The sequence below is a fragment of the Bradyrhizobium sp. cir1 genome (genome assembly GCF_014198245.1).
Classification (GTDB): Bacteria; Pseudomonadota; Alphaproteobacteria; order Rhizobiales; family Xanthobacteraceae; genus Bradyrhizobium.
In genome coordinates this window covers 22061-43950 of the sequence record NZ_JACIHE010000035.1, presented here as the reverse complement: position 1 = coordinate 43950, position 21890 = coordinate 22061, and the positions used below count along the sequence as shown (strand labels likewise).

The window sequence follows — 21890 nt, the reverse complement described above, 5'->3', positions numbered from 1 at the left end:
CCTATCTTTCCGTGCCCGGCACGAACTTGCCGTCCTCGATATGGGCGGGAACGTAGGTCGAATTCAGTCCGGCGCCGGAGAATTGTGCGAGGCCAATCAGGCCCGCGATCACCAGCGCGAGCGCGACCAGGACGAGACGGGAGACGATGGTGACCGGCCAGGACGTTTGCACGAACAGGCCGGAACGGGTAGCGGCCAGGAACAACGCATAGACGGCAAAGGGGATGAGGAAGATTCCGATCTCGGTCAGAACCGTCCGCATCATGATGAATAGATCCGCTCATACAGCACACGCAGCATTCCTGCCGTCGCACCCCAGATGTAGCGTTCCGCGAACGGCATCGCGTAGTAGAACCGCTCCATGCCGCGGAATTCCTTGCTGTGCACCTGGTGGTTCACCGGGTTCATCAGGAAGGATAGCGGCACCTCGAACGCGTCATCAACCTCGGAATGGTTGATGGTGAGCGCAAAGCCCGGCCTGACCCTCGCGACCGTCGGCAGGATGCGGAAGCCGAAGGCGGTGCCGTAGAGGTCGAGATAGCCGATCGGCTCGATGAAGTCTCTGGACAGGCCGACCTCCTCCTCGGCCTCGCGCAGCGCGGTATCGAGCGGCGAGGCATCCGTCGCGTCGATCTTCCCGCCGGGAAAGGCGATCTGGCCGGCGTGATCGTTGAGATGGGCCGAGCGCTGCGTCAAGAGGATGGTCGGCTCGGGATGGTCGACCACGGCGATCAGCACCGCCGCCGGCCGCACCGGCTGCTCGCGCGCGATGATCTCCAGCATCTTGTCGGTGCCGGGATCGCCCGAGGCCGGAATGATATTGGGATCGTAGAGGCCGGGCGGCACGTCGAAGCCGAGCCGCGCCCGCGAGCGGGCGAAGAAATCGGCAGCGCCGAGCGCGACGGGTTCGCGCTTGGGCTCGCTATCGGGGATAGGCTTATTCAAAGCGCGGCCCTCACCTGCTCCGCGTCGGCCATGGCGAAGAATTCGCCGGCCGACTCGACGCCGAACATCGGCTGGCCATCGACCATCCGCTCCTCGCCCATGTCAACCAGATCGTAGTAGAGCGCACGAGTCACCTTGGCCCAGAGATCGGCGCGGACATGCAGGTAAGGCGTCAGCCCGCCGTCCGCCGCCTGCTCGAAGCGCAGCCGGTGCGCGGCATCGCAAATGACCCAGTCGTCGACATTGGTGCGGAAGCTCAGCACGCGATGGTTGTCCTCGCCGCTTCTGAGCATCTCGACCGCCATGAACGGCGCATCGTCGACGCGGATGCCGACCTTCTCCACCGGCGTCACGAGGAAATGCTTGTCGCCCTCGCGCTTCAGGATGGTCGAGAACAGGCGGACGAGGGCGTGACGGCCGATTGGCGTCCCCATGTAGAACCAAGTACCATCGGAGGCGATTCGGATGTCGAGATCGCCGCAAAACGGCGGATTCCACAGATGCACCGGAGGCAGGCCCTTTTTGGCGCCTTCGGCACCGGCAGCACTTTTGGCGGCGGCAGTCAGCCCTTCAAGACCGCGCTCGGCGCTCTGCCCTTGGTTCGCCATGGTTTGCCCTGACTTTGTCATCTGGCACGATTGGTGCAGGTCTACGTCGTCGATTGGTGCTCGGTTCCACCCCGGATTAGTCCGGTGTGGAGGTCGCCACTTCGTGATGCCCTACATACCCTTAAGCCGATAAGGTGGGGATAGGTTAATTCAACGAATACATGGCCTTCCTGCAAGTCTAGCATAGGGCCCATGTGCTGGCGTGACGACGCAGGAAAGTGACGGCGCAAGCAAGCCGCGTGGCAGGCTGAAGGAGCGAGCGAATGGCGGAGAGTGTCGAGAAACTCGAGGACGGGATCGTCCGTTCGGCAGAGCAGGTGTCGGCCCAAATTCGCGCGGCAAAGGACGCGATCGCATCCGTCATCTTCGGCCAGGACCGCGTGATCGAGAACACGCTGGTCACGATCCTCTCCGGCGGCCATGCGCTGCTGATCGGCGTGCCCGGCCTTGCCAAGACCAAGCTGGTCGAGACGCTCGGCGTCACGCTGGGCCTCGATGCCAAGCGCATCCAGTTCACGCCCGATTTGATGCCGTCGGACATCCTCGGCGCCGAGGTGCTGGACGAGAGCACCGCCGGCAGGCGCGCCTTCCGCTTCATTGCCGGTCCCGTGTTCGCGCAGCTCCTGATGGCCGACGAGATCAACCGCGCCAGCCCGCGCACCCAGTCGGCGCTCTTGCAGGCGATGCAGGAGCAGCACATCACCGTCGCCGGCGCGCGCCATGATCTGCCCAAGCCGTTCCACGTGCTCGCGACGCAAAACCCGCTGGAGCAGGAAGGCACCTATCCGCTGCCCGAAGCGCAGCTCGACCGCTTCCTGATGGAGATCGACGTCGACTATCCCGACCGCGAGGCCGAGCGCCGCATCCTGTTCGAGACCACCGGCGCCGAGGAGACGCTGGCGAAGGGCTCGATGAGCGCGGATGCGCTGATCACCGCGCAGCGGCTGGTCCGCCGCCTGCCTGTCGGCGATTCCGTGGTGGAGGCGATCCTGTCGCTGGTGCGCTCGGCCCGTCCGGGCGAGGAGAGCGGCGAAGCCGGCAAGTTCATCGCCTGGGGCCCCGGCCCGCGCGCCAGCCAATCCTTGATGCTCGCCGTGCGCGCCCGCGCGCTGATCGACGGACGCCTCGCGCCCTCGATCGACGACGTGCTCGACCTTGCCGAGCCCGTGCTGAAGCACCGCATGGCGCTGACCTTCCAGGCGCGCGCCGAAGGCCGCACGATTCCGGACGTGATCCGGCAATTGAAGACACGGATCGGTTGATGGCCGCAGAGACCGGGCACACAGCAAAGGAGATCATCGCGATCCGACGTGCCGATGGCGAAAGCCGTACGCTCGCCGCTTCGCTGCCACGCCTGGTGCTAGAAGCCCGTCGCGTTGCCGCCAATGTCATCCACGGCCTGCACGGCCGGCGCCGCGCCGGCTCCGGCGAGAATTTCTGGCAATATCGCCGCTTCGTCTCCGGCGAGCCGGCGCAGAACGTCGACTGGCGCCGCTCGGCACGTGACGACCATCTCTATGTCCGCGAGCTCGAATGGGAAGCCTCGCACACGGTCTGGATCTGGCCCGACCGCTCGCCCTCGATGGCGTTCGCCTCGAAGACCGCGCGCGAATCCAAGCTCGAGCGCACGCTGATCGTCGCCTTCGCGCTGGCCGAGCTGCTGGTCTCGGGCGGCGAACGCGTCGGCATTCCCGGGCTGATGGCGCCGACCGCGAGCCGCAGCGTCATCGACAAGATGGCGCAGGCGATGCTGCATGACGATGCCGACCGCCTCAGCCTTCCGCCCTCCTTCGTTCCGTCCGCGCTCGCCGAGATCATCGTGCTGTCGGATTTCTGGTCGCCGATCTCCGAGATCAGTGCGACGCTCGCCGGGCTCTCCGGCTCCGGCGCGCATGGCACGATGGTGCAGGTCGTCGATCCCGCCGAGGAGTCGTTCCCCTATTCCGGCCGCATCGAGTTCGTGGAACCCGAAGGCTTCGGCGTGATCACCGCCGGCCGCGCCGAGAGCTGGGCGCAGGATTACACCGCGCGCCTCGCGCTGCACCGCGACGAGATCCGCGCCGAGACCTCGAGGCTCGACTGGCTGTTCACGACGCATGCGACCGACCGCTCCGCCGCCGAGCTGCTGCTGTATCTGCACGCCGGCATGCAGGTGAGCAAATCGGGCGCGCGCACCACGACGATCAAGGCGGGGCCGGCCGCATGATGGGATTGCCGCTCGCTTTCACCGAACCGCTACTGCTGATCGGCCTCGTCAGCCTGCCGGTGCTGTGGTGGCTGTTGCGCGTGATGCCGCCGCGGCCGCGCCGCATCGAGTTTCCGCCGACCCGCCTGCTGTTCGACATCGCGCCGCGCGAGGAGACGCCCTCGCGGACGCCATGGTGGCTGACCGCGCTGCGCCTTTTGGCTGCGGCCCTCGTCATTTTCGCCGCCGCCGGGCCGATCTGGAATCCGCAGACAGGCCTTGCCGGCAGCAAGGCGCCGCTGATGATCATGCTCGACGACGGCTGGAGCGCGGCCTCGAACTGGGACATCAGGATCAGGGCCGCCGACGAGCTGATCGCCAATGCCGACAATGACCGCCGGGCGATTGCGCTGGTGCCGCTGTCCGAGCCGAACCGCGACATCACGCTGATGCCCGCAGGCGCGGCGCGCGTCGCGCTGCGCCAGCTCGCGCCAAAGCCCTATTCGATCGACCGCGTCGACACGCTCGCCGCGGTTGACCGTTTCCTGAAGGGGACCGGCGACTGCGAGATCGCCTGGCTGTCCGACGGCGTCGACACCGGCCGCGGCGAAGAGTTCGTGCAGGCCCTCGGCAAGACCATCGGCGATCGCAGCCTGACCATCTTCGAAGGCGGCACCTCCTCGCCGCTGGCGCTGGTCGCGGCCGAGAACGCCGCCGCCAGGATGACCGTGAAGGTGCTGCGCACCGACAGCGGCATTGCGGTGGGCACCGTGCGCGCGCTGGACCAGAAGGCCTCGCCGATCGGCGAAGCGCGTTTCTCGTTCGGCCCGCAGGACAAGGAGACCGACGCCGCGTTCGACCTGCCGGTCGAGCTGCGCAACGACATCACCCGGCTCGAGATCTCGGGCGAGCGCTCGGCCGGTGCGGTGCAGCTGCTCGACAAGCGCTGGCGCCGACGCGCCATCGGCATCGTCTCGGGCTCGACCAGCGAGACCGCGCAGCCGCTGCTGGCGCCGACCTTCTACCTCACGCGCGCGCTGGCGCCGTTCGCCGACGTACGGCTCGCCGACAAGGGCTCGCCGCAGCAGGGCATCACACAATTTCTGGACCAGAAGCTGCCGATGATCATCCTCGCCGATGTCGGCACCATCGCGCCTGAAATCCGCGAGCGCCTCAATGCCTGGATCGACCAGGGCGGCGTGCTGGTGCGGTTCGCAGGACCCCGCCTGGCGCAGGCCGAGGACGATCTCGTGCCGGTCAAGCTGCGCAAGGGCGGCCGCACGCTCGGCGGCAGCCTGACCTGGGAGAAGCCGCAGCATCTCGCCTCTTTCGCCGCCGACGGCCCGTTCGCCGGCGTCGTGGTGCCCAAGGATGTCACCGTGAGCCGCCAGGTGCTGGCCGAGCCCGACGCCGTGCTCGCCACCAAGAGCTGGGCCTCGCTGGAAGACGGCACGCCGCTGGTGACCGGCGAGCATCGCGGCAAAGGCATCGTCAGCCTGTTCCATGTCAGCGCCGACATGCGCTGGTCGGATCTGCCGATGTCGGGCATCTTCGTCGAAATGCTCAGGCGGGTCGTCGACATGTCCGGCTACACCACCAAGCCCGGCGCCGGTGTTGCCAGCGAGGCGACCACCGAAACGGTGGCACCGCTGCAGATCCTCGACGGCTTCGGCGCCTTCGGCCCGCCGCCGGCGACCGCAAAGCCGCTGCCTGCGGATTATCGCGACCGCGCCACCCCCGATCATCCGCCCGGCTTCTACGGTCCGGCAGAAGGACCGCTCGCCGTGAACACGCTTGCCAGCGCCGACCGCATCGCAGCCCTGAACACCGCGAGCCTGCGCGCGCGGCACGCCACCTACACCAATGCCGAGCCGCGCGATTTGCGCGGCTGGCTGCTGTCGACCGCGCTCGGGCTGTTCCTGATCGACGCCATCATCGTCGCGCTGCTCGGCGGCGGCCTCGCCGCGCTGCTGCGCCGCCGCGCCGCGCCCGCCATGCTCCTGCTCGGCCTCGTGCTTGCAGGTCTCACTGTGCTGTCGCCGGCGCCGTCGCGCGCCGACAGCGCGTCCGACGAGTTCGCGATGAAGGCGGTGTCGCAGACCCGCCTCGCCTATGTCGTCACCGGCAATGCCGACGTCGATTCCATCGTCAAGGCCGGCCTCACCGGACTGACGCTGTTCCTGGCGCAGCGCACTGCGCTGGAGGCCGGCGATCCCGTCGGCATCGATCCCGCGCGCGACGAGCTCGCCTTCTTCCCGCTGATCTACTGGCCGATCGTGCCCGGCGCGCCCAAGCCGCCGCAGGACGCCATCAACAAGATCGACGCCTATATGAAGCAGGGCGGCACCGTGCTGTTCGACACCCGCGATGCCTACGAGGCACCGCCCGGCGATAGCGGCGCGTCGCAGACGCCGGGCATGCGGGCCTTGCGCGACATCCTGTCCTCGCTCGACGTGCCCGAGCTCGAGCCGGTGCCGCGCGAGCACGTGCTGACCAAGACCTTCTACCTGCTGCGCGACTTCCCCGGCCGCTTCAACACCGGCCAGACCTGGGTCGAGACCCTGCCGCGCGACGAGGACGACGACGCCGCGCAGCGCCCGGCGCGCGGCGGCGACGGCGTCTCGCCGATCATCATCACCTCGAACGATCTTGCCGGCGCCTGGGCCGTGCGCCCCGACGGCCAGTACATGCTGCCGGTGACCAGCGGCGACACCCGCCAGCGCGAATTCGCCTACCGCGCCGGCGCCAACATCGTGATGTACACGCTGACCGGCAACTACAAGGCCGACCAGGTGCACGCACCGGCCCTGATCGAACGTCTGGGGCAATAGGATCGATATGAATTACGGCATCGCGTTCACGCCGCTTGTTCCCGCGATCGTCCTGTGGCTCGCGCTGGCCGCGATCGTCGTCATCGCCATCCTGCTGCTGGTGGCGCGTGCGCGCGGTGCGGCCGTGCGCGTCGCCGCGCTGGCGCTGTTCCTGCTGGCGCTCGCCAATCCCTCCTTCACCCGCGAGGACCGCGATCCCCTCACTTCGGTCGCCGCCATCGTCGTCGACAAGAGCCCGAGCCAGAATTTCGGCAACCGCAATCGCGAGGCAGCCCAGGCGCAGGAGGCGCTGGTCGACGGCCTGAAGAAGATCAAGGGCCTCGAAGTCCGCGTCGTCGAGGCCGGACAGGCCGACGGCGAGACCGACGGCACGAGACTGTTCGGCGCCCTCGCCTCGGCGTTGTCGGACGTGCCGGTCGATCGCGTCGCCGGCGCGTTCCTGATCACCGACGGCCGCGTCCACGACATTCCCGCGAGCGCCGCCGCGCTCGGCTTCCAGGCGCCGGTGCATGCGCTGATCACCGGGCAGAAGGACGAGCGCGACCGCCGCATCGCGATCACGGCGGCGCCGCGCTTCGGCATCGTCGGCCAGATGCAGACCATCACCTACCGGCTCGACGACCAGGGCGTTTCCGGCGAGCGCGCCAGGGTCACGGTGCGCCGCGACGGCGAGGTCATCAACGAGCGCACGCTCACGAGCGGCCAGAGCGCAAGCGTCGACGTCGACATCAAGCATGCCGGGCCGAACATCGTCGAGATCGAGGCCTCGCCGCTCGAGAGGGAGCTGACCCCGGTCAATAACCGCGCCGTCGTCGCCATCGACGGCGTGCGCGACAAGCTGCGTGTGCTGCTGGTCTCGGGCGAGCCGCATTCCGGCGAGCGCACCTGGCGCAACCTCCTGAAGTCCGACGCCAGCGTCGACCTCGTGCACTTCACGATTCTAAGGCCGCCGGAGAAGCAGGACGGCACGCCGATCAACGAATTGTCGCTGATCGCGTTTCCGACCCGCGAGCTGTTCCAGCAGAAGATCAACGAATTCCAGCTGATCATCTTCGACCGCTACGCCCGCCAGGGCGTGCTGCCGATCGCCTATTTCGACAACATCGCGCGCTATGTGCGCGCGGGCGGCGCGGTGCTGGTCTCGGCCGGCCCCGACTACGCCTCCAACACCAGCATCTGGCGCACGCCGCTGGATTCGGTGCTGCCGGCCGAACCCGTCGGCGTGACGGAGAAGCCGTTCTATGCGCATCTGTCCGACATCGGCAAACGCCATCCGGTCACGCGCGGGCTGGAGGGATCGGCGTTCGAGCCGCCGCACTGGAGCCGCTTCTTCCGCACCGTCGACACCCGCAATTCCGTCAACCCGCCCGTGATGACGGGCCTCGACGGCAAGCCGCTATTGTTCCTGTCGCGCTTCGGCGAGGGCCGCGTTGCGCTTCTGCTCTCCGACCACATCTGGCTGTGGGCGCGCGGCTATGAGGGCGGCGGGCCGCATCTCGATCTCCTGCGACGGATGTCGCACTGGCTGATGAAGCAGCCCGACCTCGACGAGGAAGCGCTGCGCCTCCAGGTGCAGGGCAAGAATCTCATCGTGGTGCGCCAGACCATGTCGGACAGCGTCCAGCCCGTCAGCGTGACCTCGCCGTCGGGCGTGTCGCACGATCTGACCTTGAGCGCCAGCGATCCCGGCGAGTGGCGCGCCAGCCTGCCGGCGAACGAGCTCGGCCTGTGGCAGGCGACCGACGGCACGCTGAAGGCGCTCATCAATGTCGGACCGACCAATCCGAAGGAGTTTTCGGAGGTCACCTCCACCACCGAGACATTGAGGCCGCTGACGCAGGCGACCGGCGGCAATGCCGTGCGCGTGGTCGACGGCAACAGCGTCGAGCTGCCGCGCATCGTGCCATCGCGGTCGGCGAGCGTGTTCGCCGGCGACGGCTGGATGGGCGTGCGGATGCGCGACGCCAGCGTCGTCAAGGGCGTCGGCGTGCTGCCGATCTTCGCCGGCCTGATCGGCTTGTTGCTGCTGCTCGGCGCGTTTGCGGCGACCTGGGTCCGCGAGGGGCGGTGAACGCCTAAGGCGTGATGAAATTCGGCCGACTGTCCGTGGTTCACCTCTCCCCGACGGGGAGAGGTCGGATTGCGCTTGGCGATGCGCAGCATCGTCCAGTGCAATCCGGGTGAGGGGCCGCAGCGATCAGTGAGGCCGTAACCCCTCACCCGGATCGCATCTTACGATGCGATCCGACCTCTCCCTACGGGAGAGGTGAACCGAGCTCTTGGCTCTTGGCTTGCATCGATTCAACCAAATGCCGTCCCACTCTAGTTGCCCGAACGACACATCCGGCCGGCTGTCTGCGCTGGTCGGCCCGCCCGCCGTTGACATCAGTGGATCGATGCTGCGATGTTACATTATAACATCGCGACGTCAGGGGTTTGGCGCCTCGCGATGTGGGGTGGCGTTTGCAGATGAAGTGGGTCCGGTCGCATATCAGGCACGGTGCCCGGCTCGCGTTGTTCGCGATGCTGGTGCAATTCGCGCTGACCTTCGGCCACAGCCACTGGTTCGCCCAGGCCGCCCCCCTCACCTCGCTCCAGCAGACGGACGGCGCCAAGGCGATCGCTTCGACCGACCGTGCGGCGGTCCAGAAGCAATCGCCCTCTGCCCCTGACCGCGAGCAGCCAGGCGACGACAATTGCGCCATCTGCGCCGTGGTCGCGATGGCAGGCACGGTCCTGTTCGCGACGCCGCCGCTCCTGCAGCTGCCGCAGGCGATCGAGCTGCTCCACCGCACCACCGATGCCGAATTCATCCATCTGAAATCGGCCGGCACGGCGTTCCAGCCGCGCGGCCCTCCCGCGTCCTGACTTCCAGCATTGCGTGATCACGCCCGGGCCCGCCGCTTTCAGGCGATCAGCCGGGAGAAGTTGAAGTCGAATTCCGTCGCGCTGCGACGGCAGGCCGCCTCCGATCAGCACACCAACATGCGGACGGCGCCTGAGTGGAATCAGGACCATGTCATTTGAATTGCGACGCGCGCAGCGTCTGACCGGAGCGAGCCTGCTCCTGCTCGGCGCCGCCGCCACATCCGCGCTCGCCCAAGAACCCGCGCAGGCACCTGCGCAACCGCCTGCGCAAGACAAGTCGTCGACGGAGATCCCGGCCGTCACCGTGACGGCGCCGAGCCCGATCGTGCGCCGGGTGGTGCCGACCCGCAGCCCGGTCCGCGTCGCGCGCAGCGGACGGTCGCGCAGCCAGCAGCGCACGGCGGAAGCAGCGCCGGCAGCGCCCGCGACGGCTGCGCCTCAGCAGGGCGTACTGCCAATCGTGACCAACCAGTTCGCCACCGTCACCGTCGTGCCGAACGATGAGATCCGCCGCGAGGGCGGCGGCCAGCTCGGCGATCTCCTGTTCTCCAAGCCCGGCATCACCGGCTCGAGCTTTGCGCCCGGCGCTTCCAGCCGGCCGATCATCAGGGGCCTCGACGTCAACCGCGTCGGTATCGTCGAGAACGGCACCAATGGCGGCGGCGCCTCCGACCTCGGCGAGGATCACTTCGTGCCGATCGATCCGCTCGCGACCAACCAGGTCGAGGTGGTGCGCGGGCCTGCTGCGCTGCGCTACGGCTCGACCTCGATCGGCGGCGTCGTCAGCGCCACCAACAACCGGATTCCGGACGCGCTGCCTTCCTGCGCGCCGTCATTCCAGACCTACGGCCTGCCGACCAAGGCGCCGCTCGCTTCAGCCGCGACATCGCCTTGCGTCACCGCGGAGACGCGCACCGCGTTCAGCTCGGTCGATCGCGGTATCGAGAGCGGCGTGCTGCTCGACACCGGCGGCGGCAATTTTGCCTTCCATGCCGACGCCTATGGCCGCACGACCTCGGACTATGCGATCCCGAGCTATCCCTATCTGAACGACCAGACGCGGCCCGTGAACGGCCGCCAGCCGAACTCGGCGACGCGCTCGGACGGCGCCTCGATCGGCGGCTCCTACTTCTTCCAGGGCGGCTATATCGGGGCGGCAATCACGCAGAACGACTCGCTCTACCACATCCCCGGCATCGACGGCGCGGACCACCGCACGCGCATCGACGGCCATCAGACCAAGATCAACGTCAAGGGCGAGTACCGCCCCGATGCGACCGCGATCGACACGATCCGCTTCTGGGCCGGCGCGACCGACTACCGGCACAACGAGATCGGCCTTGCCGATCCCGTCGATCTCAACAGCGACGGCATCCGCCAGACCTTCACCAACAAGGAGCAGGAGATCCGCACCGAGGTGCAGCTGATGCCGTTCAACGCGCGCTTCGCCGACGTGACCACGGCGTTCGGCGTCCAGGCCGGCCATCAGGAATTGACCGCGCCGAGCCCCGACGATCCGGGCAGCCCACTCAACGGATTATGGGACCCTAACAGGAACAACAGGGTCGCCGGTTACGTCTTCAACGAGCTGAAATTCAGCGAGACCACCAAGGCGCAAATTGCCGGACGCATCGAGCATGTCAATCTCTCCGGGACAGCGCCGGCATTCATACCTCCCGTGTTCGACGTTAATATCGACCCTGCCAGTATTGGTCCTGCCACGTCGCGGAACCTGCACTTCACGCCGAAGAGTGCGAGCATTGGCCTGCTCCAGGATCTGCCGTGGGGGCTGGTCGCCAGCGTTACCGGTCAATACGTCGAGCGAGCGCCGAAACCGGCAGAGCTCTTTTCGCGCGGCGCGCATGACGCGACCGCTACCTTCGACATCGGCAATCCGGATCTCGGCATCGAAACGGCAAAATCGATCGAGGTCGGCCTGCGGCGGGCGACAGGGCCGTTCCGATTCGAACTCACCGGCTACTACACGAAGTTCAACGGCTTCATATTCCGCCGCTTGACCGGCAACACGTGCGACGAGGCGGCTTGTGTGGACATCGCCAATCCGGACCAGCTTGAGCTGCAGCAAGCGAGATATTCGCAGCGCGATGCCATCTTCCGCGGCGGCGAATTCCAGTCGCAGCTCGACGTCGGCGCGTTCCAGGGCGGCATCTGGGGCATCGAGAACCAGCTCGACGTCGTCCGCGCCACCTTCACCGACGGCACCAACGTGCCGCGGATTCCGCCGGTGCGGCTGGGCGGCGGCGTGTTCTGGCGCGACGACAACTGGCTGATGCGCGTCAACCTGTTGCACGCCTTCGCGCAGAACAATATCGCCGTGATCGGGGAGACGCCGACGCCGGGTTACAACCTCTTGAAGGCCGAGGTGAGCTACAAGACCAAGCTCGATCGCAACTGGTTCGGGGCGCGCGAGATGATTGCCGGCATCGTCGGCAACAATCTCCTCAACGAGAGCATCCGCAATTCGGTGTCCTACACCAAGGACGAGGTGCTGATGCCCGGCATCGGTGTGCGGGCGTTCGCGAACTTCAAGTTCTAAAGCATGATCCGGAAAAGTGTGACGCGGTTTTCCGGAAAGATCATGCGCAAACAACAGCCTGAAGCGCGATGACGATTGATCCAAATCTCATCGCGCTTTGGTCCAGGCGGCCGCTTCGGGAGCATCCTCTGCCACCTCCTGGAAAAGGACGGCAAACAGCAGGCTCCACAGCGTCAGGAGAGAAATGGGAATGGTGTAGTACGGCGTCGCGATCGGATAGGTGAAGAAGAAGGCGAGATTGATCGCCAGATTGGCGATCGTGAGCTGCGCGACACGGCGAACGCCATTCGCCTGCCGCAACAGGCAGATCGAACCTGCAATCCCGATGATGAGCAACAGCGTCTGGAGCGGGTCGGCGAGATAGTCCCGGATCACGGCGAACGAAAAATCGAGTGGCCTGACATCGGGGTTGTTGCCGTAGGTCGACGCGAACGGACTGCCGGCATTGACGGCATAAGAAACGATGGTCGGCATCACACCGGCCAGCAGCGCGATGCCGAACACGGCTCCTTGCAAGAACCGGGACACGGTGCGTTCCGCAAGGAACGCGACGAGGAGGAACATTCCATAGCCGGACGCCAGGAAGAGGTTGGCCAGCCGGAAATCGACTGTCAATCCGAGCAGGAAGCCGATGGACGCCAACAGTCCGATCCTCGGTTGAGGTTGCGGGCTCGCCAGCCATCGCGCGGTGAGACATCCTGCGAGCGCGCACACGACGACCGTCGGGGCCATCGAATAGCTCGCCTTGACCGGATTGACCATCAGGTAGATTGCAAGACAGCCGAACGTTCCAGCCATCAGGATCGACCTCGTGGTGCGCGCGATGGAAAGGGCAAACAGCGCGAAGCCGAAGACGACAACGGTCGCCATCATGTACATGGATACGACCTGGTGACCTCTCGGAAACAACGCCAACACGAGGCCGACACCCGGCGGGTACTGGATGACGACCTTCCCTGTGGCCGGCATCAAATTGTGACAGGGCGCATCAGTCGTATCGTCCCAGTTCGGGTAGTCGATCTCCTTCAGCTTTTCTTTCAGATAGCCATCGTCGTCGAGGGCGAGGTTGGTGTCGAAGCCTCTCACCAGCCCGAACCTCTGAAACAGATGCGCCTGCCGCAGGTAGCAGATGTCGTCGTAGACGCCGCGAGCCTCATTCCATCGCAACATGGTCCAGAAATGGCCGACCAGCACCGCGATAAACAAGACGGCGAAGATGACTTTGCTCGTGCCGATTCGCTTCATTGGGATCATGCCGCGGCGGGAGGAGCTGGCTCCGCTTCAGCGGAATGCAAGATAGAGATTGGACGATAGCGGGCCGAGCGACAAGCCGGTGTAGCCCACCGCCGCTGACCTGGCGATCAGCGCGGTGAACGCCAGCAGCCGTTTTCGTGTCATCAGGATCAGGTTCTGCTCGTCGGTCCATTCCGACTTGCCGGTGATCATGCAGGCGATCCTGAAAGTGCCATCCAGGTAGTGCGCCAGCGGGATGGCCGTGTGGTGCTCGACCGGAAAGAACCTGTTGGGCACCGTGATGAACACCCTCCTCGCAACGCGGCAAAGCTCCTTGACCAGGAGCACCTGATTTTGGTGGCTTCCGGCATGCTCGAGCACAGCATTGGAGGTCGCGACCTCGAACTCGTTGTCGGCAAACGGCAGCCGTGTATTCGGCTCGATCTGCACGTAACGGCATAGCGGAAAGGCCGCCTTGAACCCGACTCCTTCGCCGAGCCCGCAGGCTGTGATCTTGTGCTGATGTGGGTAGCTTCTTTCCAGCACGTTTGCGCCGTCGTTGATCACGTCGGACACGCCGACGTCCAGGATCTCGTCCGACGCGGACGGCTGCATGTGAGCGATGAAATCCTGGAATATGCGGTCGCGCGCCGCGACGAGCAGCTTTTCCGCCGTGCTCCCGGACGCCACCTCCCGGTAATATTGCTGATCGACCGGCACTGCGTTACCTCACGTGAGCTGCAAAGCGACGGCGCGTCAGGTCGGCGTCTTGCTCCAGTCCGGACCGACCGGCCCCGAAACGCCTTCGAACGCGCCCTCGACGAGCTCGAGGACGAGGAGCCGGGCGTAATCGACCGGGCCCGGCATCGTGACCCGTCCCTTCGGCACCGGCTTGAAGCCGACGCGGCTGTAATAGGGCTCGTCGCCGACCAGCAGCACCAGGCGGTGGCCCTGCGCCTTCGCATCCTTCAGCGCGCGCTCGAGCAGCAGCCGGCCGACGCCGCGGCCGCGGAACGGAGGTTCGACCGTCAGGGGCCCGAGCAGCAGCGCCGGCGTGTCGCCGACGCAGATCGGCAATTGCCGCACGGATCCGACCAGCAACGTACCGATGCGGGCGGTGAAGGACAGTCCTTGCACGTGATCCACGTGCTCGCGGATGCGGTAGGCGCTCAGCACAAAGCGGCCGGGTCCGAAGGTGCGTTCGTGCAGCCGCTCGATCGCCTGAGCATCGCCGGCAACTTCCGGCAGGATGGTGAGTGAGAGATCGTTCATCGCGTCATGGGGTCTTCAAGCGGAGGCATCGGTTCGCGTCGGGAAAAAATGGTCGGCCGGCGCGGGCGGGATATCACCTCGGAGGGCGGTGGTCCATGGGATTAGGCCCGCCTCAGAGGCAATTTCAGTTCCTCCCGAGCGGCGGTTGGGACAGGTAGGCGAGCATCTTCATTTCCCGCCGGCCGCGCGTCACGGTGTCGAGCACGAGCCCCGACGAAGCCGAAAGCAGCGCCATGATCATCAGACCCATGGCGAGCATGGCGGTCGGGAAGCGCGGCACGAGGCCGGTTTCGAGGAAGGTGATTACGACGGGCAGTCCGAGAGCGATCGACAGCAGCGCGAGGACGATGCCGATCGCCGAAAAGAAGCGCAGCGGCCGCTCCGATCGGTTGAGCCTCAGCATCGTATTGAAGATGCACAAACCATCCTGCCAGGTATTGAGCTTGGAGACGGAACCTTCCGGGCGCGCATAATAGGGCGTCTCGATCTCGGCGGCCGGGAGCGACAATTCCAGCGCATAGACCGCAAATTCGGTCTCGATCTCGAAACCGTCGGACAAAACGGGGAAGGATTTGACGAAGCGGCGCGAGAAGACGCGGTAACCGGACAGCATGTCCTTGAAGGCGTGGCCGAAGGTCGATGCCAGGAAACCGGTGAACAGCCGGTTGCCCACGCGATGACCACGCCGGTAGGCCGCTTGCGATCGATCGACACGGAGCCCGACAACCATATCCAGATGCTCATCGAGGAGCTTGTCGATCATGCGCGGCGCGCTCGGCGCGTCGTAGGTCGCATCTCCATCGACGAGCACGTAGATGTCTGCCTCGACGTCCGCGAACATGCGGCGCACGACGTGGCCTTTGCCCTGACGTCGTTCGCTCCGCACGACCGCTCCTGCCTCGCGCGCGATCGCCGCGGTACGGTCGGTCGAGTTGTTGTCGTACACGTAGATTTCGGCCGCAGGCAGTGCCTTGCGGAAATCGGCGACGACCGTCGCGACGGCGGCTTCCTCATTGTAGCAGGGAACCAGCACGGCGACCCGAAATGGCCATGAGCTCGTCGCTTCAGGCAATCTACATCTCCCCGTCCATACGTCGAGACCGCAGACCCGGTGACTACTAGCACAGGCCGTCCTCACCGCCACGTCGCAATCAGCGGCCGGCCGTCCAGCACCTCCGCGATTCTTTGCCGGGTGCCGAGCGTGGTCCCCTCGGGCAGCGCATTGATCGCGAAGAACCCGCATTCGACGATCTCGTGGTTGGGCTCGGGCAGCCGATCCTGCCTGAACTGCCTGACGACGTAGACCGCGACGTGGTCGCGGCGGGAGACATGGCTGTTGAGGAAGATGCCGTGCAGCACGGGCTCGCCGGTGAGATCGATGTCGCCCTCCTCCTTGAGCTCGCGCCGCATCGCCTGCTCCATGGTCTCGCCGAGATCGACGCCGCCGCCGGGCAGATACCAGCCGCTGATGTAGCTGTGCCTGACCAGGAACACCCGGTTCTCGGCGTCCAGCACCACGGCGCGGACGCCGAGCGTCATGCCGCGCACCAGCAGGAAATAGGCGTGGAAGATCCGCCGCAGCAGCGGCTCGAATTTGCGTCGAACGCGGTTCAGACCATCCCCCATCAGGCTCCCAACAAAACTCCCAACAGGCCCCTGTCCGGGCCCCGCTTGCACAGTCCTTTCGACCTTGCCATTACAGTGAACGAATAGCGAGGCAATCGCGCGCCATGGCCCCCTTCACGCTCGCCCATCTGTCCGACCCGCATCTGGCGCCGCTGCCGAAGCCGCGGCTGATCGAGCTCGCCGGCAAGCGCGCGCTCGGCTACGTCAACTGGACGCGCAACCGCCACAAATACCAGCGCCGCGAGGTGCTCGACGCGCTCGTCGCCGACATGAAGGCGCAGGCGCCCGACCACATCGCGGTGACGGGCGATCTCGTCAATCTGGCGCTGGAGGCGGAGTTCGCCCCCGCACGCGCCTGGCTCGACGAGGTCGGGCCGCCCGACCGCGTCACCACGATTCCCGGCAATCACGACGCCTATGTCCGCGCCACTTTTCATCGCTTCAGCGAGACCTTTGCACCCTATCTTGCAGGCGACGACGGCCGCATCGGCTTCCCGTCCGTGCGCCGGCGCGGGCCGCTGGCGCTGATCAGCCTGTCGACGGCGGTGCCGACGCTGCCGCTGATGGCGACGGGCACGCTCGGGCGCGATCAGCTCGCCGCGCTCGCCGAGGTGCTCGAACGGCTCGCGGCCGAGGACGTCTTCCGCGTGCTGCTGGTGCATCATCCGCTGAAGTCCGCCACGCGCCAGAAGCGGATGACGGACTCTGCCGATCTCCTGGCGGTGTTGAAGCGCCATGGCGTCGAGCTGATCCTGCACGGACACGACCACATTCATTCGACGATGTGGTTCGAGGGTCCCAACGGCAACATTCCCGCGCTGGGCGTGCCCTCGGCCTCCGCGCTCGCGCACGGACGCTATCCGGCGGCGGCGTACAATCTGTTCAGAATCGAGAAGGACAATGCCGGCTGGCGCTGCGAGCAGACGGTGCGGGCGCTGGGGACGGGATTCCAGATTGGGCAGATCAAGCAGGCAAGGTTGATCTGAGGTCACGCCGTCATTCCGGGGCATGCGAAGCATGAGCCCGGAATCCATCGGGCCGCGGTACGTGACGATGAATGGATTCCGGGCTCGCGCTTCGCGCGCCCCGGAATGACAGTGCGCGTCCTCACCAGCCCCGCAGGACCGCCAGCACGGCGACGCCGAACAGCGCGGCGGCGCCGAGGATGAAGCCGAATACGAACGGCCAGACCCGCGAGCGGCGCGGCGGTGCGGCGGCTGGGGCTTGTGGTTCGGGCGGGACCACCATCGCGTGCTCGCGCTCGATCATGCGGCGCGCGACATAGTCGGTGACGGCATCGACGATGACAGCGGTGTCGTGCGATTCGGCGAGCACGATGCGGCCGAAGCGGGTGTCCTGAACGAAGCGGTACATCCGCTTGTCGCGCCCCATCATGATGTGCGCGACGACGTCGATCCAGAGTCTCGGCGTATCGCCTTGGCTGATGCCGCGGTCGAACAGGTCGACCTGCTCCGGGACCTGCGCAAACAGCGGATCAAGCGCGTCGTTGAGGATCTCGAGCCGCGCCACCTCGGCGTCGCGCAAGTCGACGACGACGCCGGTCCGGTCGGCGGCCTCGATCCGTGCGCGCAGCAGCGCATCGCGCAGCCGCACCGGGCGCGGCTGGCTGGGATGGGTCCCGCTGGTCTCGGGCTCTGACATTGTCGGCCTCGTCCTCGACTTATCCCCGTTAACCTATCAGCAACCAAACCGTCCGCAAAGGGCCCATAATTCCAGATACTTACGGCGCCCACAGGCCATTGACCTGTGCCAAAAACAGACGATCCCACCCAGGCAGAGCCTGGATGGGACCATCCGTCCTTGGACGTCTTCTTGGTTCAGATCGGCAGCCAGGCCCTCAGGCCGAGACGCGCGACGGCTCTTCCACGATCGAGAAGCGGACGCCGGCCTTGTGGCGGCTCTCTTCCGACACCTCGCGCCAGCAGTCCTCGGCTTCCTTGCGGGTCTTGAACGGACCTTTGACCTGGGCCGAGCCTTCCACGAGCTTGTGGAAGTTCATCGAACCGAACTCGCCGCCGATCACCCAGAAATTGCTGCCTTTGGTCATTGTCAGTCTCCTCTCGAACTGCGCGTGCGTTAGCCGAACTGGTTCATGGTGTTGTGGGCGCCGCCCGCCTTCAGGGCAGCTTCGCCCGCGAAGTACTCCTTGTGGTCGTCACCGATGTCGGAGCCGGCCATGTTCTGGTGCTTCACGCAGGCGATGCCCTGACGGATCTCGGCGCGCTGGACGTTCTTGACGTAGCCCAGCATGCCCTGCTCGCCGAAATACTCGCGGGCGAGATTGTCGGTCGAGAGCGCAGCCGTGTGATAGGTCGGCAGCGTGATCAGGTGGTGGAAGATGCCGGCGCGCTTGGCCGAATCCGCCTGGAAGGTGCGGATGCGCTCGTCGGCTTCCTTCGCCAGCGGCGTATCGTCGTACTCCGCCTTCATCAGCTCGGCACGGTTGTACTTGCTGACGTCCTGGCCCGCTTCCTTCATCGCGTCGTAGACCTGCCAACGGAAGTTGAGGGTCCAGTTGAACGACGGCGAGTTGTTGTAGGCGAGCTTGGCGTTCGGCACCACCTTGCGGATGCGATCGACCATGCTGGCGATCTGCTCGATATGCGGCTTCTCGGTCTCGATCCAGAGCAGGTCGGCGCCGTTCTGCAGCGAGGTGATGCAATCGAGCACGCAGCGGTCTGCACCGGTGCCGGGGCGGAACTGGTACAGGTTGGACGGCAGCCGCTTCGGACGCATCATCTTGCCGTTGCGGTTGATGATGACGTCGCCGTTGCGGGCGTTCTCCGGCGTCACTTCCTCGCAATCGAGGAAGCTGTTGTACTGGTCGCCGATGTCGCCCGGCTTGTGGCTGACGGCGATCTGCTGCGTCAGGCCTGCGCCGAGCGAGTCGGTGCGGGTCACGACGATGCCGTCTTCGATGCCGAGTTCGAGGAAGGCATGGCGGCAGGCGCGGATCTTGGCGAGGAAGACCTCATGCGGCACGGTGACCTTGCCGTCCTGGTGGCCGCACTGCTTCTCGTCCGAGACCTGGTTCTCGATCTGCAGCGCGCAGGCGCCCGCCTCGATCATCTTCTTGGCGAGCAGATAGGTCGCCTCCGCGTTGCCGAAGCCGGCATCGATGTCGGCGATGACGGGGACGACATGGGTCTGGAAGTTGTCGATCTTCTCGATCAGCTCCTTTTCGCGGATCTTGTCGCCTTCCTTGCGCGCCTTGTCGAGGCTGCGGAAGATGTCGTTGAGCTCGCGCGAGTCCGCCTGACGCAGGAAGGTGTAGAGCTCCTCGATCAGCGCCGGCACCGAGGTTTTCTCGTGCATCGACTGGTCGGGCAGCGGACCGAACTCGGAGCGCAGCGCCGCGATCATCCAGCCCGAGAGATACAAATAGGTGCGGTCGGTCTTGCCGCCGAAGTGCTTCTTGACCGAGATCAGCTTCTGCTGGGCGATGAAGCCGTGCCAGCAGCCCAGCGACTGGGTGTACTTGGTGGGGTCCTTGTCATAGGCCGCCATGTCGGCCCGCATCAGCGCCGCGGTGTAGCGGGCGACGTCGAGGCCGGTCTTGAAGCGGTTCTGCAGGCGCATGCGCGCGACGGCCTCGGCCGACACGCCGTTCCAGGTCGGCTGGTTCTTGAGGAGCGCCTGGGCTGCCTCGATCTCGCTCTGATACGAGGCCGGGCGCTGGAGCGCGTTGATGCCGCGGGGCTGGTAATTCATGTGCCTATCCTTTCGCTGACGGCCGATGGCTGGCCATCGACATTCTTGACAATGCATTGCGAGATGCGTGTCAGGAGCTAAACGCGAAAACAGAAACTTCGTACAGATGGCTTGTTTTTTATTGGTGATGTCATGTAACATCAGAACATGTAATAGATGTTATTTTGTAAATCTTGTAAAAAATAAGACAGCTAGGCTGTCCTTGATGTGCCAGGAGATCTGAGACATGCCCGCCAAATCCGCTGTTTTCTCCCTCTCCCCGTTCTTACGGGGGCGCGACGAGCTTCGCTCGCGCCGGGAGGGTCGGGGTGAGGGGCTCTCTCCGCAAGTCCGACTCTCACCTCCCCTGCGGAAGCTCCCCCTCACCCGCCACGCCCCGGACGATGCTTCGCATCGCTCGGCGCGTGTCGGCCTCTCCCCGCGCGCGGGGAGAGGCGAAGAAGGGAGCTGGTGATGGCCGCCGAATCCGGGAAGAAACTGTTCGTCGGCCCGCGCTTCCGGCGGATCCGGCAGCAATTGGGGCTGTCGCAGACCCAGATCGCCGAGGGGCTCGGGATCTCCCCCAGCTACGTCAACCTGATCGAGCGGAACCAGCGCCCGGTGACGGCTCAGATCCTGCTGCGGCTGGCCGAGACCTACGACCTCGATTTGCGCGACCTCGCCACCGCCGACGAGGATCGCTTCTTCGCCGAACTGAACGAGATCTTCTCCGATCCCTTGTTCCGCCAGATCGACGTGCCAAAGCAGGAGCTGCGCGACCTCGCCGAGCTCTGCCCCGGCGTCACCCATGCGCTGCAGCGGCTTTACGCGGCCTATACCGAGGCGCGCCAGGGCGAGACGCTGGCCGCCGCGCAAATGGCCGATCGCGACGTCGGCTCGCGCTACGAGGCCAATCCGGTCGAGCGCGTGCGCGAGCTGATCGAGGCCAACCGCAACTATTTTCCGGAACTCGAGCAGGCCGCGGAAAATCTGCGCGATGAACTGGACGTGCCGGCCGAGGGGCTCTATGCGGCGCTCGTTGCGCGATTGCGCGAAAAGCATTCGATCCAAACCCGGATCATGCCGGTGGACGTGATGCGCGAGACGCTGCGGCGCTTCGACCGCCACCGTCGGCAGCTGCTGATCTCCGAGCTGGTCGACCCGCCCGGCCGCGCGTTCCAGCTCGCCTTCCAGCTCGGGCTTGGCGAATGCGCGCAAGCCCTGGAGACCATCATCGGCCGCGCCGGCCCGCTCGACGACGCGCCGCGGCGGCTGTTCCGCATCACGCTCGGCAATTACTTCGCGGCCGCCGTGATGATGCCCTACCCGGCATTCCTCGCGGCCGCCGAAGCGCTGAACTACGACATCCACGTGCTGGCGCAGCGCTTCAATTCCGGCTTCGAGCAGGTCTGCCATCGCCTCACAACGCTGCAGCGGCCGAACGCGCGCGGCATTCCGTTCTTCCTCTTGCGCGTCGACAATGCCGGCAACGTCTCCAAGCGCTTCTCGTCAGGCACGTTCCCGTTCTCGAAATTCGGCGGCACCTGTCCGCTCTGGAACGTGCACTCGACCTTCGACACGCCGGATCGCCTGCTCAAGCAGGTCATCGAGCTCCCCGACGGCACGCGCTATTTCTCCATCGCGCAGATGGTGCGCCGCCCCGTCGCGCCGCATCCGCTGCCGCAGCCGCGCTTCGCCATCGGCCTCGGCTGCGAGATCCGCCACGCCGCGCGCCTGACCTACGCCGCCGGCATGGACCTGGAGAAGACAGAGGGCACGCCGATCGGCGTCAACTGCCGCCTCTGCGAGCGCGAAAACTGCGCCCAGCGCGCCGAGCCGCCGATCACGCGCACGCTGATTTTGGACGAGACGACGAGAAGGGTGTCGAGCTTCGCGTTCTCGAATGCAAGGGAGTTATGAGGGGCACGGCTGTGGGGTTGGCGGAAGGCGCGGGCCACATCCACCACTGTCATGCCCCGCGAAGGCGGGGCATCCAGTACGCCGCGGCTTCTCGATTCAATCACAGCCGTCACGGAGTACTGGATCGCCCGGTC

At 65.9% G+C, this 21890-nt stretch carries 19 protein-coding genes; 8 read left to right on the top strand and 11 right to left on the bottom strand.

Annotated features, from left to right (window positions below):
• Position 1 precedes the first annotated feature (1 nt).
• From GGD63_RS36840 to GGD63_RS36830, 3 genes are read right to left on the bottom strand one after another with little or no spacing between them, the layout of a single operon-like run.
• On the bottom strand, positions 2-265 hold the full coding sequence (locus GGD63_RS36840; RefSeq protein ID WP_183249746.1) for a DUF6111 family protein: 264 nt from the start codon (positions 263-265) through the stop codon (positions 2-4).
• Positions 262-945 carry a CoA pyrophosphatase gene (locus tag GGD63_RS36835; RefSeq protein ID WP_183249744.1) on the bottom strand — a complete coding sequence of 228 codons (684 nt, stop codon included), beginning with the start codon at positions 943-945 and terminating at the stop codon, positions 262-264. Before GGD63_RS36835 ends, GGD63_RS36840 begins: the two co-directional genes overlap by 4 nt.
• Positions 942-1553: a DUF1285 domain-containing protein gene (locus GGD63_RS36830; protein ID WP_183249742.1), complete on the bottom strand. Its 612-nt coding sequence runs from the start codon at positions 1551-1553 to the stop codon at positions 942-944. Before GGD63_RS36830 ends, GGD63_RS36835 begins: the two co-directional genes overlap by 4 nt.
• A 263-nt stretch (positions 1554-1816) precedes the next feature.
• Here GGD63_RS36830 and GGD63_RS36825 point away from each other — a divergent pair, with 263 nt between their 5' ends.
• From GGD63_RS36825 to GGD63_RS36800, 6 genes are all read left to right on the top strand, one after another.
• The gene (locus GGD63_RS36825) at positions 1817-2815 is read left to right on the top strand and encodes a MoxR family ATPase (protein WP_080137678.1); all 999 of its coding nucleotides are present in this window, start codon (positions 1817-1819) and stop codon (positions 2813-2815) included.
• Positions 2815-3759 carry a DUF58 domain-containing protein gene (locus tag GGD63_RS36820; protein ID WP_183249740.1) on the top strand — a complete coding sequence of 315 codons (945 nt, stop codon included), beginning with the start codon at positions 2815-2817 and terminating at the stop codon, positions 3757-3759. The genes GGD63_RS36825 and GGD63_RS36820 overlap by 1 nt, the downstream gene beginning before the upstream one ends.
• On the top strand, positions 3756-6569 hold the full coding sequence (locus tag GGD63_RS36815; protein WP_183249738.1) for a DUF4159 domain-containing protein: 2814 nt from the start codon (positions 3756-3758) through the stop codon (positions 6567-6569). The genes GGD63_RS36820 and GGD63_RS36815 overlap by 4 nt, the downstream gene beginning before the upstream one ends.
• A gap of 7 nt (positions 6570-6576) precedes the next feature.
• Positions 6577-8640 carry a hypothetical protein gene (locus tag GGD63_RS36810; RefSeq protein ID WP_183249736.1) on the top strand — a complete coding sequence of 688 codons (2064 nt, stop codon included), beginning with the start codon at positions 6577-6579 and terminating at the stop codon, positions 8638-8640.
• A gap of 398 nt (positions 8641-9038) precedes the next feature.
• Positions 9039-9437, top strand: coding sequence for a DUF2946 family protein (locus GGD63_RS36805; RefSeq protein WP_183249734.1), 399 nt, complete (start codon positions 9039-9041; stop codon positions 9435-9437).
• A gap of 148 nt (positions 9438-9585) precedes the next feature.
• Entirely contained in the window at positions 9586-11994 is a 2409-nt protein-coding gene (locus tag GGD63_RS36800) for a TonB-dependent receptor (RefSeq protein ID WP_183249732.1), read from the top strand.
• Between the two features lie 87 nt (positions 11995-12081).
• On the opposite strand, the gene GGD63_RS36795 is transcribed toward GGD63_RS36800, so the two are convergent.
• The 5 genes from GGD63_RS36795 to GGD63_RS36775 all read right to left on the bottom strand — a co-directional run bounded on the left by GGD63_RS36795 (position 12082) and on the right by GGD63_RS36775 (position 16125).
• A complete protein-coding gene (locus tag GGD63_RS36795) occupies positions 12082-13239 on the bottom strand; it encodes a hypothetical protein (protein WP_246785802.1) in 1158 nt (385 codons plus the stop codon).
• A 36-nt stretch (positions 13240-13275) separates the two neighbouring features.
• Positions 13276-13947, bottom strand: coding sequence for a methyltransferase domain-containing protein (locus GGD63_RS36790; RefSeq protein WP_183249727.1), 672 nt, complete (start codon positions 13945-13947; stop codon positions 13276-13278).
• 36 nt (positions 13948-13983) lie between these two features.
• Positions 13984-14499 carry a GNAT family N-acetyltransferase gene (locus GGD63_RS36785; RefSeq protein ID WP_183249725.1) on the bottom strand — a complete coding sequence of 172 codons (516 nt, stop codon included), beginning with the start codon at positions 14497-14499 and terminating at the stop codon, positions 13984-13986.
• A gap of 124 nt (positions 14500-14623) precedes the next feature.
• Positions 14624-15571 (bottom strand): glycosyltransferase family 2 protein, encoded by a 948-nt coding sequence (locus tag GGD63_RS36780; protein WP_183249723.1) that lies wholly within the window; start codon positions 15569-15571, stop codon positions 14624-14626.
• A gap of 62 nt (positions 15572-15633) precedes the next feature.
• Complete coding sequence (locus tag GGD63_RS36775; protein WP_183249721.1) at positions 15634-16125, bottom strand: NUDIX domain-containing protein; 492 nt, start codon at positions 16123-16125, stop codon at positions 15634-15636.
• A 104-nt stretch (positions 16126-16229) separates the two neighbouring features.
• On the opposite strand from GGD63_RS36775, the gene GGD63_RS36770 reads away from it, so the two are divergent.
• Complete coding sequence (locus GGD63_RS36770; RefSeq protein ID WP_183249719.1) at positions 16230-17111, top strand: metallophosphoesterase; 882 nt, start codon at positions 16230-16232, stop codon at positions 17109-17111.
• 121 nt (positions 17112-17232) lie between these two features.
• On the opposite strand, the gene GGD63_RS36765 is transcribed toward GGD63_RS36770, so the two are convergent.
• From GGD63_RS36765 to GGD63_RS36755, 3 genes are all read right to left on the bottom strand, one after another.
• On the bottom strand, positions 17233-17787 hold the full coding sequence (locus GGD63_RS36765; RefSeq protein ID WP_183249718.1) for a hypothetical protein: 555 nt from the start codon (positions 17785-17787) through the stop codon (positions 17233-17235).
• 196 nt (positions 17788-17983) lie between these two features.
• A complete protein-coding gene (locus GGD63_RS36760) occupies positions 17984-18193 on the bottom strand; it encodes a hypothetical protein (protein WP_008560963.1) in 210 nt (69 codons plus the stop codon).
• Between the two features lie 29 nt (positions 18194-18222).
• A complete protein-coding gene (locus GGD63_RS36755) occupies positions 18223-19857 on the bottom strand; it encodes an isocitrate lyase (RefSeq protein WP_183249716.1) in 1635 nt (544 codons plus the stop codon).
• A 453-nt stretch (positions 19858-20310) separates the two neighbouring features.
• Here GGD63_RS36755 and GGD63_RS36750 point away from each other — a divergent pair, with 453 nt between their 5' ends.
• Positions 20311-21756, top strand: a complete 1446-nt coding sequence (locus GGD63_RS36750) for a short-chain fatty acyl-CoA regulator family protein (protein ID WP_183249714.1) — start codon at positions 20311-20313, stop codon at positions 21754-21756.
• Positions 21757-21890: the final 134 nt, after the last annotated feature.

What these genes read in the sequence shown, in the direction of transcription:
- GGD63_RS36840 (WP_183249746.1), bottom strand. Translation starts at nt 265, where the DNA reads ATGATGCGGACGGTTCTGACCGAGATCGGAATCTTCCTCATCCCCTTT.
- GGD63_RS36830 (WP_183249742.1), bottom strand. Translation starts at nt 1,553, where the DNA reads ATGGCGAACCAAGGGCAGAGCGCCGAGCGCGGTCTTGAAGGGCTGACT.
- GGD63_RS36825 (WP_080137678.1), top strand. Translation starts at nt 1,817, where the DNA reads ATGGCGGAGAGTGTCGAGAAACTCGAGGACGGGATCGTCCGTTCGGCA.
- GGD63_RS36820 (WP_183249740.1), top strand. Translation starts at nt 2,815, where the DNA reads ATGGCCGCAGAGACCGGGCACACAGCAAAGGAGATCATCGCGATCCGA.
- GGD63_RS36815 (WP_183249738.1), top strand. Translation starts at nt 3,756, where the DNA reads ATGATGGGATTGCCGCTCGCTTTCACCGAACCGCTACTGCTGATCGGC.
- GGD63_RS36810 (WP_183249736.1), top strand. Translation starts at nt 6,577, where the DNA reads ATGAATTACGGCATCGCGTTCACGCCGCTTGTTCCCGCGATCGTCCTG.
- GGD63_RS36805 (WP_183249734.1), top strand. Translation starts at nt 9,039, where the DNA reads ATGAAGTGGGTCCGGTCGCATATCAGGCACGGTGCCCGGCTCGCGTTG.
- GGD63_RS36800 (WP_183249732.1), top strand. Translation starts at nt 9,586, where the DNA reads ATGTCATTTGAATTGCGACGCGCGCAGCGTCTGACCGGAGCGAGCCTG.
- GGD63_RS36795 (WP_246785802.1), bottom strand. Translation starts at nt 13,239, where the DNA reads ATGAAGCGAATCGGCACGAGCAAAGTCATCTTCGCCGTCTTGTTTATC.
- GGD63_RS36785 (WP_183249725.1), bottom strand. Translation starts at nt 14,499, where the DNA reads ATGAACGATCTCTCACTCACCATCCTGCCGGAAGTTGCCGGCGATGCT.
- GGD63_RS36775 (WP_183249721.1), bottom strand. Translation starts at nt 16,125, where the DNA reads ATGGGGGATGGTCTGAACCGCGTTCGACGCAAATTCGAGCCGCTGCTG.
- GGD63_RS36770 (WP_183249719.1), top strand. Translation starts at nt 16,230, where the DNA reads ATGGCCCCCTTCACGCTCGCCCATCTGTCCGACCCGCATCTGGCGCCG.
- GGD63_RS36765 (WP_183249718.1), bottom strand. Translation starts at nt 17,787, where the DNA reads ATGTCAGAGCCCGAGACCAGCGGGACCCATCCCAGCCAGCCGCGCCCG.
- GGD63_RS36760 (WP_008560963.1), bottom strand. Translation starts at nt 18,193, where the DNA reads ATGACCAAAGGCAGCAATTTCTGGGTGATCGGCGGCGAGTTCGGTTCG.
- GGD63_RS36755 (WP_183249716.1), bottom strand. Translation starts at nt 19,857, where the DNA reads ATGAATTACCAGCCCCGCGGCATCAACGCGCTCCAGCGCCCGGCCTCG.
- GGD63_RS36750 (WP_183249714.1), top strand. Translation starts at nt 20,311, where the DNA reads ATGGCCGCCGAATCCGGGAAGAAACTGTTCGTCGGCCCGCGCTTCCGG.